At 38.3% G+C, this 12780-nt stretch carries 13 protein-coding genes, 1 other RNA gene and 1 pseudogene; 5 read left to right on the forward strand and 10 right to left on the reverse strand.

From position 1 onward, the window contains the following. Nucleotides 1-24: 24 nt before the first annotated feature. Nucleotides 25-561, reverse strand: a complete 537-nt coding sequence (yjgA, locus tag ACPT8O_RS04835; protein ID WP_021035470.1) for a ribosome biogenesis factor YjgA — start codon at nt 559-561, stop codon at nt 25-27. A gap of 88 nt (nt 562-649) precedes the next feature. Here yjgA and pmbA point away from each other — a divergent pair, with 88 nt between their 5' ends. From pmbA to ACPT8O_RS04855, 4 genes and pseudogenes are all read left to right on the forward strand, one after another. Further along, nucleotides 650-2005, forward strand: a complete 1356-nt coding sequence (gene pmbA / locus ACPT8O_RS04840) for a metalloprotease PmbA (protein WP_021035469.1) — start codon at nt 650-652, stop codon at nt 2003-2005. Between the two features lie 199 nt (nt 2006-2204). Further along, nucleotides 2205-2744 carry a hypoxanthine phosphoribosyltransferase gene (gene hpt / locus ACPT8O_RS04845; RefSeq protein WP_021035468.1) on the forward strand — a complete coding sequence of 180 codons (540 nt, stop codon included), beginning with the start codon at nt 2205-2207 and terminating at the stop codon, nt 2742-2744. 1 nt (nt 2745) lies between these two features. After that, nucleotides 2746-2975 (forward strand): annotated as a pseudogene (locus ACPT8O_RS04850) (LysE family transporter). 94 nt (nt 2976-3069) lie between these two features. Beyond that, nucleotides 3070-4392, forward strand: coding sequence for an L-cystine transporter (locus ACPT8O_RS04855; RefSeq protein ID WP_425623307.1), 1323 nt, complete (start codon nt 3070-3072; stop codon nt 4390-4392). A 99-nt stretch (nt 4393-4491) separates the two neighbouring features. Here the strand turns inward: ACPT8O_RS04855 and nrdG are convergent, their stop codons facing one another. Continuing rightward, nucleotides 4492-4959, reverse strand: coding sequence for an anaerobic ribonucleoside-triphosphate reductase-activating protein (gene nrdG / locus ACPT8O_RS04860; protein ID WP_021035466.1), 468 nt, complete (start codon nt 4957-4959; stop codon nt 4492-4494). Nucleotides 4960-5088: 129 nt separating this feature from the next. Between nrdG and ffs the strand changes: the two genes are divergently transcribed. After that, nucleotides 5089-5187: signal recognition particle sRNA small type (ffs, locus tag ACPT8O_RS04865), an RNA gene on the forward strand. Between the two features lie 20 nt (nt 5188-5207). Here ffs and cydC read toward each other — a convergent pair. The 8 genes from cydC to ACPT8O_RS04905 form a co-directional block, all read right to left on the reverse strand. Further along, nucleotides 5208-6938, reverse strand: coding sequence for a heme ABC transporter ATP-binding protein/permease CydC (cydC, locus tag ACPT8O_RS04870; protein ID WP_021035464.1), 1731 nt, complete (start codon nt 6936-6938; stop codon nt 5208-5210). Beyond that, nucleotides 6938-8698: a heme ABC transporter permease/ATP-binding protein CydD gene (gene cydD / locus ACPT8O_RS04875; protein ID WP_021035463.1), complete on the reverse strand. Its 1761-nt coding sequence runs from the start codon at nt 8696-8698 to the stop codon at nt 6938-6940. Before cydD ends, cydC begins: the two co-directional genes overlap by 1 nt. A gap of 61 nt (nt 8699-8759) precedes the next feature. Beyond that, entirely contained in the window at nt 8760-9716 is a 957-nt protein-coding gene (trxB, locus tag ACPT8O_RS04880; protein WP_005627209.1) for a thioredoxin-disulfide reductase, read from the reverse strand. 73 nt (nt 9717-9789) lie between these two features. Further along, a complete protein-coding gene (locus tag ACPT8O_RS04885; RefSeq protein WP_021035462.1) occupies nt 9790-10647 on the reverse strand; it encodes a co-chaperone YbbN in 858 nt (285 codons plus the stop codon). A 78-nt stretch (nt 10648-10725) separates the two neighbouring features. Next, nucleotides 10726-11697, reverse strand: a complete 972-nt coding sequence (hemH, locus tag ACPT8O_RS04890) for a ferrochelatase (RefSeq protein ID WP_021035461.1) — start codon at nt 11695-11697, stop codon at nt 10726-10728. Continuing rightward, the gene (locus ACPT8O_RS04895; protein ID WP_054249327.1) at nt 11694-12110 is read right to left on the reverse strand and encodes a hotdog fold thioesterase; all 417 of its coding nucleotides are present in this window, start codon (nt 12108-12110) and stop codon (nt 11694-11696) included. The genes hemH and ACPT8O_RS04895 overlap by 4 nt, the downstream gene beginning before the upstream one ends. Nucleotides 12111-12155: 45 nt before the next feature. Continuing rightward, on the reverse strand, nt 12156-12605 hold the full coding sequence (locus ACPT8O_RS04900; protein WP_021035459.1) for a hypothetical protein: 450 nt from the start codon (nt 12603-12605) through the stop codon (nt 12156-12158). Beyond that, complete coding sequence (locus ACPT8O_RS04905; protein ID WP_032825031.1) at nt 12562-12744, reverse strand: hypothetical protein; 183 nt, start codon at nt 12742-12744, stop codon at nt 12562-12564. Before ACPT8O_RS04905 ends, ACPT8O_RS04900 begins: the two co-directional genes overlap by 44 nt. Nucleotides 12745-12780 lie beyond the last annotated feature (36 nt).

Genomic DNA, 12780 nt, shown 5'->3' on the forward strand with positions numbered 1-12780 from the left:
GTGCGGATGAAAATTTCAATGTTTTTAATCTTCCAACATTAATACCTTGAGCATTTGATAAATTTCTCGATAGGCTTTTGATGGTTTATTTTGTTCACGTTCTTTTTGTGCAGAACGAATCAGATTGCGTAGTTGCTGACGATCGCCATCAGGATAATCATTTAGTAAATCAGTTAAAGCCACATCGCCTTTTTCCACCAATTCATCGCGCACTTTTTCGATTTTGTGCAACATAGCTTGTTGTTGATTATGCTTATTTTCAATTTTATCTAAGACTTCACGAATAGGTTCAACATCAATTCCACGCAATAATTTACCAATATATTGTAATTGACGGCGGCGAGCTTCTTTTTGTAAACGCTGTGCAAGTTCAATGGCATCAAGTAAGGATTCATTAAGTGGAATTTTTGCCAGATTGTTTTTCGTGAGATTGACAATCTTTTCGCCAAGTTGTTTTAAATCTTCCGCATCGCGTTTGATTTCGCTTTTACTCACCCAAATAATTTCTTCTTGATCTTCATCTTCCCAATCGAAAACTTCTTTTTTCTTACGTTTTGCCATTTTTTATCCTTTATGAAAATTGGCGTGCATTTTACCATAAACTTTAAAAATAAGATAAAATGTTGAAAATTTTTAATAGGAAAAAATAATGAAAACAGCCGAAAATTCAACCGCACTTTTAAAAGCACAAGAACAAGAATTACGTCAAGCCGTCAGTTTTGCAGTGGCGTTAGCAACGAAAGCTGGCGCAAGTGCAGAAGTCGCGGTCACAAAAGTGAGCGGTTTATCCGTATCTGCTCGTTTGCAAGAAATTGAAAACGTAGAATTTACTAATGATGGCGCATTGGGGATCTCCGTTTATATGGGGCAACAAAAAGGCAATGCTTCTACTTCCGATTTAAGCGAAAGCGCAATTAAAAATGCGGTAGAAGCCGCACTTGCAATTGCAAAATACACTTCACCCGATGATTGCACAGGCCTTGCGGATAAGGATTTAATGGCTTTTAATGCACCTGATTTAGAGCTTTATCATTCTGCTGATATAGATGTTGATAAAGCGACGGAATTGGCACTTCAAGCAGAACAAGCCGCTTTGCAAGCGGATAAACGCATCGTAAATAGCAACGGAGCAAGTTTTAATTCACATACAGGCGTGAAAGTGTATGGTAATAGTCACGGTATGTTGCAAAGTTATTTATCAAGCCGTTATTCTTTATCTTGTTCGGTTATTGGTGGCGTAGAAGATACCTTAGAAAATGATTACGAATATACAATTTCTCGTGAATTCGACAAACTCCAATCGCCAATTTGGGTTGGCGAAAATTGTGCAAAGAAAGTCGTTTCTCGTTTAAATCCTCAGAAACTTAGTACACGCGAAGTGCCCGTCATTTTCTTAAATGATGTTGCAACTGGTCTTATTTCTCACTTTGCTGCTGCAATAAGTGGTGGCAGTTTATATAGAAAATCGAGTTTCTTGCTCGATCATTTAGATAAACAGGTCTTACCAGATTGGTTTAATATTAGTGAACGACCACATTTATTACGCCGTTTAGCTTCTACGCCTTTTGATAGTGAAGGTGTTCGTACGCAAGATCGTGAAATTGTTGAAAATGGGGTATTACAAACTTATTTAGTGACAAGTTACAGCGGTAAAAAACTCAGTATGCCAAGTACCGGTCATGCTGGTGGAATTCACAATTGGCTTGTTAAGCCAAATTTAACTGGAGGATTGACCGCACTTTTACGTCAAATGGAAACTGGATTGTTAGTAACGGATGTCATGGGACAAGGTGTCAATATTGTTACTGGCGATTATTCCCGTGGCGCATCAGGTTTTTGGGTGGAAAATGGTGAAATTCAATATCCCGTCGCCGAAATTACCATTGCGGGGCAACTACAAGATATGTTGAAGAATATGGTTGCTGTAGCTGACGATATAGAGCATCGTTCTAATATTCAAACTGGTTCTATTTTGTTAGATAAAATGAAAATTTCTGGAAATTAAGAAATATTTTTGAAATTGAGAATAATTCTTATTGACAATGACTAAATATCTGTTACTATACGCACATCTGTTGTTGCTCCAACAGGTAGAGTAGAAAGTAAATTCGTTAGGGTTGAAAAAGACTGAAGGTTTAAACTTCAGTCTTTTTTTTGTAAAATAGCAAACGATTTTATCTTCTGTCATTTCATAAGGAAACACAATGAAAAAACACTACGTAGATGTTTTAATTTCAGAGAATGATGTTCATACACGTATTGCTGAATTAGGTGCTCAAATTACAAAATTTTATCAAGAAAAACAGATCGATAGCCTTGTTGTCGTAGGGCTTTTACGTGGTTCCTTTATGTTTATGGCGGATATCGTTCGTCAGATAAATTTACCTGTGGAAATTGAATTTATGACAACTTCAAGTTATGGCACAGGTATGACCACGAATCACGACGTTCGTATTACCAAAGATTTGGACGGCGATATAAAAGGTAAACACGTTTTAATTGTGGAAGATATTATTGATACGGGCTATACGTTGGAAAAAGTGCGTGATATTTTGAATTTACGTGAGCCTGCGAGCCTTACAATTTGTACGTTACTTGATAAACCTTCTCGCCGCGAAGTGGAAGTGCCTGTTGAATGGGTTGGTTTTGAAATTCCTGATGAATTTGTGGTGGGGTATGGTATCGATTACGCGCAACGCCATCGTAATTTAGGCTATATCGGTAAAGTTGTTTTAGAAGAATAATTTGATTTTATTGAAAAGTGCGGTTGAAATTTTAAATGAATTTTTAGCCGCACTTTTTTATATTATTTCATTTCATTTCATTTCATTTCATTGCTATTTTCTCGATCACTTGCTAAATCTTTTTACAGCAAATACAGCCGTTATATTGATAATCTTGCAGGGGCAATTTTCTTATTTTTCGGCGGCTATTTAGTTTATTCAGGCGTGCTAGCCACTGCAGCCGCATTTTAATTACCAAAACGTATAAAATATAACGAAAGAAAACTTGTTATTTTTGCTGAAGTTGATAGTCTCCAAACACTTTAATCAGTTTTGGAGATTTTTTATGTTATTAGTCAATTTGGCGATATTTATTGCTTTTTTATTGCTGTTAGCACAGCTATATCGCAAAACCGAAAAATTAGGGCAAACGGTATTTATCGGTTTATTGCTCGGTTTGCTTTTTGGTGCGGTATTGCAATCCGCTTTTGAAAAACCTTTGTTAGACAAAACTTTAGATTGGATCAATGTGGTCGGTAACGGTTATGTTCGTTTATTGCAGATGATCGTGATGCCGTTGGTGTTCGTGTCGATTTTATCTGCTATCGCTCGTATCAATCAAACCAGATCATTGGGCAAAGTCAGCGTTGGCGTGTTATCCACCTTGCTGATTACCACCGCCATTTCCGCTGCAATTGGGATTGCGATGGTGCATTTATTTGATGTGTCGGCGGCAGGATTAATTGTGAGCGATCGTGAATTAGCGGCTCAAGGCAAAGTGTTAGATAAAGCAGGGCAAGTGTCTAATTTAACTGTGCCTGCGATGTTGGTGTCCTTTATTCCGAAAAATCCTTTTGCTGATCTCACGGGTGCCAACCCAACGTCCATTATTAGTGTCGTAATTTTCTCAGCATTACTTGGCGTGGCGGCTTTGAGTTTAGGCAAAGAAGATCAAGCACTTGGCGAACGAATTGCACAAGGTGTAGAAACTTTAAACAAATTAGTGATGCGTTTGGTGCGTTTTGTGATTCGCTTAACCCCTTACGGCGTGTTTGCGTTGATGATTAAAATGGCTGCCACCTCAAAATGGGCGGATATTGTCAATTTGGGCAATTTTATTGTGGCTTCTTATGCTGCTATTGCCTTAATGTTTGTGGTTCACGGCATTTTATTGTTCTTCGTTAAAGTCAATCCTGTGGATTACTACAAAAAAGTGTTGCCAACCTTAAGTTTTGCGTTTACATCTCGCTCAAGTGCGGCGACAATTCCGTTAAATATTGAAACGCAAACCGCAAAATTAGGTAACAACAATGTCATCGCCAACTTTGCTGCCACATTCGGTGCCACTATCGGACAAAACGGCTGTGGCGGCATTTATCCAGCGATGCTTGCTGTAATGGTCGCCCCAATGGTCGGCATTGACCCTTTTAGCTTCAGCTACATTCTAACCTTAATTTTCGTGGTCGCCATTTCTTCATTCGGCATCGCAGGCGTAGGTGGCGGAGCCACATTCGCCGCTATCGTCTTGCTATCTACGTTAGGTTTACCACTGGAATTAATCGGTTTACTCATTTCCATCGAACCGCTCATCGATATGGGACGTACCGCACTTAACGTAAACGGTGCCATGGTGGCAGGCACGATTACGGATCGCTTGCTAAATAAGTAACTGGAAATCAATAAAAAAATCTGCAATTGAGAATTCAGTTGCAGATTTTTTATCGCTCAATACTTTTGACTAAAAAGTGCGGTGGTTTTTTTCAGTGTTTTATAACTTAAATCGATGAATAATTTGATTTGCGGAACCTCGCCAAACTAAACTTGGGTCTGCCTGTTCTTGAATAAATTTCCCATCAATTAATACATTAATATAAGGCAACATAGCACGTTGTTGTTCATCTAATTCATCTAGCTTATAACCCGTCCAAACCCAGATATCTTTATCGGGGCATTCTCGTTTTACGCGTTGCACAAATGGCAATAATGTTTCTACGTTGAGGGGATGAAGTGGATCGCCACCTGAAAGCGTCAGCCCTTGGCGTTTAATGCGAGTGTCTTTTAAATCATTGATGATTTGTTGTTTCATTGCTTCATCAAATAATACACCCGCTGAAAATGACCAACTTTTTTGGTTATAGCAACCTTTGCAAGCATGCGTACAGCCACTGACGAAAAGTGTGCATCTTGTGCCTTCGCCATTGATAACATCGGTCGGGTAGTATTGTAGGTAGTTCATTTCATAAAAATCCTGAAAATGTGGCTTAAATTCTCGTCAAATTCACCGCACTTTTGAATTAATCTTTGCAATAAGGCAATAAATTCTGCATAATAGCGAGCAATCGCATTTGCGATATCAATGGAAACTTTCTCGGTCTCTCGCAACGGTGTCTGGTTTACTCGGTCAGGTTCGGAAGAAAGCAGCCAAAGTCGGAATTACTGTGTGCCGAGAAGAAGCTGGGAAGGTTTCCGCCCAACTTCCTTTTCTTATACTCGCTCAACCAATCTTTTAAAGAAACCATTTTCTTTTGTGATTAAGCTACTGTAATCGCCTTCTTCGATTAATCTTCCGTTATCAATTACACAAATTTTATCGAATTGTTCAATTGAACTTAGACGGTGAGTGACCATAATTAGGGTTTTATTTTCGGCATGTTGCAGAATTAAACGTAAAATTTGACGTTCAGTTTCGCGATCTAAACCTTCTGTTGGTTCATCCAATAATAAAATTGGTGCATTATTGAGTAAAATACGTGCTAAACCTAAACGGCGTTGTTCTCCGCCAGAAAGTGGACGACCTCCATCTCCCAGCCAAAGATTTAAACCTTTTCCTTCTTGCTCAAGTAATTTGCTTAAGCCAACTTGATGTAGCACTTCAATCATTTTTTCATCAGAAATTTTATTCGCACTTGCAAATTGTAAATTTTGACGAAGTGTATCGCTGAATACGTGAACACGTTGAGTTAAAAAACAAATTTGGCGGCGTAATGTTTCTTCTGAATAGGCGGAAATTGGTTTTTCTGCCAATAAAAGCTCGCCTTGATTTGCATCATAATTGCGTACTAAAAGTTGAAGAAGTGAAGATTTCCCACTTCCAGTTTTGCCTAAAATAGCAATTTTTTTGCCCTGTTCTAAATCTAATGTAAGATTTTTTAATACAAGCGTTTCTTGTTCGGGATAGGAAAAACTTAAATTATTTGCTGAAATTAACCGCACTTTTGTTTCAAATTCCTCGTTACCATTAAACTCGACAAGCGGTTTTTGCTCAATGATTTCGGTCACTCGCTCTGCTGCCGCAATAACTTGACCTATGTGTAAAAATGCTGCACCCAATGGCATGATTATCTCAAAGGCGGCAAGTGCAGCAAAAGTGAAAAGTGCAATATAAGCCGTGCGATATTCATCTGTGCCAAAATCGGCGTTACTTGCAAACCATAGCATTCCAGAAATCAACAAACCATTAAGAAAGAGAACAAGTGCGGTAGAAAATCCGCTTAATTTTGCTTCTTTGGCTTGATCTTCCTGCCATGTTTTTTCTGTGGCTGACATTTTCTCTTTTAATTTATCTTCTGCATTAAATAATAAAAGCTCAGCTTGTGCTTGGATAAATTCTAAAAACTGGGTTCGATAGGTCGCACGTGCTTGGATTAAGCGTTCGCCAAATTGCTGTCCTAGTCGATAGAAAACAGTTGGGATAATTATTAATAAAATTAACAAAAATAAACCTAAACCCAGTGCAAGTGGAATATTGATAAAACTAAGTCCAATCGTTATAGCAATAGTCACAAATGCAGCCGTGAAAAATGGTGCAAGTAAACGTAAATAGAGGCTATCAAGTGTATCCACATCGGACACTAAACGATTTAACAAATCGCTGTTACGATAACGATTTAACACTGCTGGACTTAAAGGAATGATTTTTTCAAATACTTGTACGCGTAATTTGGACAAAATGCGGAATGTTGCATCATGCGTCACTATTTTTTCAAAATAGCGCATGACGGTTCGTCCGATAGCTAAACCTCGCACACTGGCTGAAGGGTAGAAAAAGTTAAATAGAGTGCCTAGTCCTGCAATGGCTGTAGCGGCTAAAAACCAGCCTGAAACGGTAAGCAAGCCCATGCTAGAGCCTAAGCCTAAAATCATCAGCACTAAGCCTAAAATAAGCGGAAATTTGGCGAATTTAAATAAACGTATAAAGGGAAGTAATGTGCGCATTATTGGATATCCTGTTGTCGTTGAGCGAGCAATTCAGCAAAGAAACCTTCATGTTGTAATTCGGCAAATTTACCTTGCTGTACTATTTCTCCTCGTTGCATCACAAAAATTTGATCACATTGTTTCAAATCTTCAATTCGATGTGTAATCATCAGTGTAGTTTGATGCTGGCTTGCTTCATTCAGTGCGTGCAAAACAAGATTTTCTGATTGCGCATCTAGGCTTGCGGTTGGTTCATCAAGCAGAAGCAAATCGCCTTTGCGTAACAAGGCACGAGCAATGGCAAGACGTTGCGCTTGTCCCACAGAAATGCCTAATCCACCATCTTTGATTTCGTGATGAAGTCCAAGTTTATCGGTAAATTCTTTCGCTTGAGAACGCATTAACGCTTGATTAATTTCTTCATCGTTGGCTTGAATATCGCCAAGTAGTAAGTTTTCCTTAATTGTGCCTTGTAATAACAATGGATTTTGTCCTACCCACGCAATATGTTTGCGCCAGTCAGCTAGATTACTTTCGCGAAGTTCTTGACCATTAATTTTGAGCGAGCCCTCATAAGGCAAAAAGCCCAAAATAGCATTTATTAATGAAGTTTTACCTGCACCACTTTGTCCTACAAGTGCAACATTGTGATTTGCTGGAATTTGGAAGTTTAACGGCTTGGTTAATGCTGAACCCTGTGTCGAAAGCACCACTAAATTTTCGGCAGAAATTTCAACCGCACTTTCTAAAGAAATTGTTTTTTCATTTTGATGAACGGTTAAATAATCAGCTTCTAAGAAATCAACAATGGCATCTGCTGCACCAATACCCGCTGCGCGGTCGTGGTAATAAGTGCCGAGATCACGCAAGGGTTGATAAAATTCAGGTGCAAGAATTAAACAAAAGAAACCTGTGAAAAGTGTAAGCGATGCATTATAGGTGCCAAATTCAATTTGACCTAAGTAGCTAAAACCAAAATAGACCGCCATCAGTGCAATGGAAATAGAGGTAAAAAATTCCAATACAGCAGAAGAGAGAAAAGCGAGTTTTAGCACATCCATTGTGGTCTCACGAAAATCTTCAGTGGCGTTTTCAATATGCTCAGTTTGTTCAGAAGTGCGGTTAAAAAGACGCAAGGTTTCTAAGCCGCGTAAGCGATCTAAAAATTGGGCACTTAGGCGAGAAAGGGTATCCATATTTTTTTGGCTGTTGTCAGCCGCAGCAATACCGACAATGATCATAAACAAAGGAACAAGCGGTGCGGTAATCATTAAGATTAAGCCTGCAGCCCAGTTCAACGGAAATACAGCAATGAAAATAACCACTGGAACAATGGCTGAAAGGCTTTGTTGAGGCAGAAAACGGGCATAGAAATTATGTAAGTTTTCTACTTGTTCTAACATAATGCTTGCCCAACTTCCAGCTGGTTTTTGATTGATTGTCGCAGGACCGACAAGATGGATTTTATCCAGAATTTTTTGACGAATATGGTTGCGTAATAATTGTCCGCTTCGGAAGCCAATTTTTTCTCTTACCCATAAAATAATGGCACGCATCCCGAAGCCGATAATTAGCCCGAGAAAATAAGGAATAAGTTCATCACGAGGCACATTTTGCATAATCAGTTTATCGAGCAAAGTCGCAAGAAAATAAGTTTGCGCGACTAAAATGAGTGCAGAAAGCGTAGCGAGAGCAATGTTTGCACGCATTAATTTTTTGATAGGTTCTTGTTGTGCGCGAAGCCATTGTTGTAAATATTTTTGACGAACTTTATTCATAGGTTTATCGAGATATAGAAAAAGTTCCCCTCTTTTAAAAGAGGGGAATTAGCTAGAAAATTTATGCTTCTTGAGCATCTAAGTAGCGTTCTGCATCCAAGGCTGCCATACAACCAGTCCCTGCAGAGGTAATGGCTTGGCGATAATTGTGATCCATTACATCGCCTGCTGCGAACACGCCTTCCACAGAAGTGGCTGTTGCATTGCCTTCAAGACCAGATTTTACAACGATATAGCCATTATTCAATTCTAGTTGCCCTTGGAAAATTTCCGTATTTGGCGAGTGACCAATCGCCACGAATAAACCATCTAATTTGAGTTCTTCTTTCTCGCCAGTTTTTGTGTTGGCTAAACGCAATCCGGTTACACCCATATTATCGCCTAATACTTCATCTAAAGTGCGGTCAGTATGAAGAACGATTTTTCCTTCTTCCACTTTTTTGTACAAACGATCGATAAGAATTTTTTCCGCACGGAAGCTATCGCGACGGTGGATTAAATGCACTGTACTTGCAATATTGGCTAAGTAAAGGGCTTCTTCCACCGCAGTATTTCCTCCACCAATCACACCGACTGGTTTATTACGATAAAAGAATCCATCACAGGTTGCACAAGCGGAAACACCACGACCTTTGTAGTTTTCTTCTGAAGGTAAGCCAATATAGCGTGCAGAGGCACCTGTTGCGATAATTAACGCATCACAAGTGAAATTTTGCACATCGCCAAAAAGTTTGAATGGGCGAGAAGATAAATCTACGCGATTGATATGATCGAAAACGATTTCTGTCTCAAATTTTTCTGCGTGTTGCAACATACGTTGCATTAAACCTGAACCAGTAGTCATCTCAAAATCGCCTGGCCAGTTCTCAATTTCATCTGTAGTGGTAAGCTGGCCACCTTGTTGTAAACCCGTTACCAATACTGGTTTTAAGTTTGCACGTGCTGCATAAATGGCTGCCGTATAACCAGCAGGGCCTGAGCCTAAAATTAAAAGTTTTGCGTGTTTGGTATCTGACATAAAGAATCCTTGTTTGTAGTTAAGTAATAATATAATGCAATAAGTTGCATTTTACTGATTATAAATTTTTTGCTTAATAAAGCAGCGAATAAAGTAATCGACGAAATTTATTTGTCAGCGGATTAGCATTGCCCATTGCACTTAAAATGGATAAAAATTGTTGTTTAACTTCGCCATTTTGCACGCCTAAGTCGGTTTTTAAAATACCGAAAAGTAGTGTCAGTGCTTCTTCATTTCGTCCTGCTTGATGAAGCTGAACAGCAAGTTTTATTGCAATTTCAGGCGTTGGATTTTTGGCATAATCAGCTTGTAATTGTTGGATTTCAGGTGTGTCAGCTGCTTGAATTTGCAGCCCAATTTGTGCTTGTAATCCGTGCCAACGACTATCACGATCTTGCAATGGAATTTGATTTAAAATTTCTTGTGCTGGCTCCGTTTTCTTCATTGCAATATAGGTTTCAGCGTAGAGTAGGGCAACATCACTATTTTTCTTATCAGAAAGCTCCCACGCATCTTTCAATAATGGCAATGCAGCTTCGTAATTTTCTACTTGCAAGAAATCTAATGCTTGTTGGAATTTTAAATCTTCCTCTTTAGGTAAAATAATGCTTAATCGTTGGATTAATGAAGATTTATCAAGCACGCTTGGAAATGCATCTAATGCCTGTGCTTCTTTAAACAAATAGGTGGTTGGTAATGCTTGGATGCGGAATTGTGCGACAATCATTTGCTCTTTTTCACAATTTACTTTTCCAAGAATAAATTGTCCTTGATATTGTTCTGCAACTTGCTCAAGTAGCACCAAAAAATCTGCCGATTCTTTATGCGTTGGCGCATAAAAATTGATGACAAGTGGTTTTTCTAAGGATTGTTGCAGTATTTCAGTAAGGTTTTGTTCGTTGATCTCAACGATAAAAGGAAAATCAGCCATGTTTTATCCTTGTGAAAAAATAATGGCTGATTTTAGCAAAGTGCGGAAGATTTTAGAAACGTTTTACCATTTCTATTATTAATCAAGTTTCTTTAAGATCAATTTTCCCATCATTTCAATATGTGCATGCTCTACATTAAGTGCAGGAATATATTGATAAGATTGTCCGCCATTGTTTAGGAAATTTTCTCGATTTTCTTTGTCAATTTCTTCAATGGTTTCTAAACAATCTACGGAGAAACCTGGGCAAACAACAGCAATTTTTTGAATGTTCTGTGTTGCAGCAGATTCTAAAAATTTATCGGTATAAGGCTGTAGCCATTCTTCACGTCCAAAGCGAGATTGAAACGTCATTCCCCATTGTTTTTCTGTTAAGTCTAGCTTATTAACAACTGCAATAGTCGTTTGTTTACAATGTTCACGATAATAATCGCCCATTTTTTCGTAACGCAGAGGAATACCGTGATAAGAAAATAACAAAAACTCATCGGATTTTAATCGCACTTTTATGGAGTCGGCTAAGGCGTTAATGTAATTTTCATCAATATGATAAGAATGGATGAAATCAAAAGGCACTAATCCTCGTTCTTCTTTAAGAGCGTTAGCGAAAGCATCAAATACTGCGCCCGTGGTTGAGCTAGAGTATTGCGGATAAAGAGGCAAAACAATAATTCGCTCAACTTGATTTTTAAGCAAATTTTTCACCGCACTTTGCATTGATGGATTGCCGTATGTCATGGCAATTTCTACTTGAGTATCGATATTTTGATTATCTAAATAGGCTTGTAATGCGTCTTTTTGTTGTCGTGAAATAGCAAGTAAAGGCGAGCCTTGTTCTGTCCAAATTGCTTGATAATTTTTGGCGATACGTTTTGAACGCAATGGCAAAATAATGGCTTTTAGTAGTGGATACCATTTGCAACGCGGTAAATCGACCACGCGAGGATCCGTTAAAAATTGCCATAAATAACGGCTAATTGACTTCGGCGTTGGGCTATCTGGCGTGCCTAGATTGGCAAGTAATACGCCGATTTTTGCTGGTTTTGTCATAAATTGATTACGGAAAGGGTTAATCTAGAAACACAACAAAGTTTATTCTCTTCTGTGCGGATGTCAATTTGCCAAACTTGGATATTTCTGCCCAAATTAATTGGTGTGGCTCTTGCAGTCACTTTACCTGAACGAACAGGGCGAAGATGATTGGCGTTAATATCCAATCCAACCGTAGCTTTGCCTTCTTCTAAACAAAGCGAACTCGCAAGAGAACCAATTGTTTCAGCTAAAGCAACCGAAACCCCACCGTGCAATACACCAAACGGCTGCATAGTACGATGATCCACAGGCATCGTCGCTTCAATCCAATCCTCGCCAAAAGCTGAAATTTCAATGCCAAGATGGCTAACTGCACTGTTAGCACAAAGTTGATTTAAGTTTTCGAGGGTAAAAGTTTTTTTCCAGAGCATTTTTATCTTTATAAAAAATAAAGGTAAATTATTAGACTTACTTCATTAATAATTGCCTTTTTTAATTAATGTATCGACGGTCATTTTGATTTTTTTCAAGATTGCTTCATTATTTTTTTCATTTAATGAGCCAAACATTTTATCGTGCGTGATTAAAAATCTGACAGAAAAACTATATTCTCCTCGTTGATCCTCATTATCTTTTCTTAATACGATTAAAGGGTCATTCTTTTCTGAAATTCTAGCGTGATAAAGTTCTAAATACCAAGGGATAGCGTATTTACCCAGATCAGAACGTTTTAAACGACCAACTTTGCGATCACTATAATTTTCGTAAACTTCAACAAACCCTTGTTGTTCCCATTTATCAAGTAATTCAAAAACATCCATTGCGTAATTATCGATGTCTTCATCACTAAAACCTAGTTCTCGACTGATTTCTCTAAACAATTTATGTAGAGAAACTTTTGCTGGAATCTTTATTACATTTGCCATAATTGTAAATTTCCATAAATTTTTTTAAACGCTCTTCACGTGTTTCGCCTGTGATTCTGGTGCTTTCAATATGATTGCCCAGCTTTATTAGCTCATTAATGAGTTCTTGATTGGTTGGTGGTGAAAGATGTCTAGACATATTTCCTCCTTAGTAGTATCAAGTTTTGATGTTATT

This window comes from Haemophilus sp. HN_Hi08 (assembly GCF_049824455.1).
In the GTDB taxonomy this organism is placed as follows: Bacteria; Pseudomonadota; Gammaproteobacteria; order Enterobacterales; family Pasteurellaceae; genus Haemophilus; species Haemophilus influenzae_D.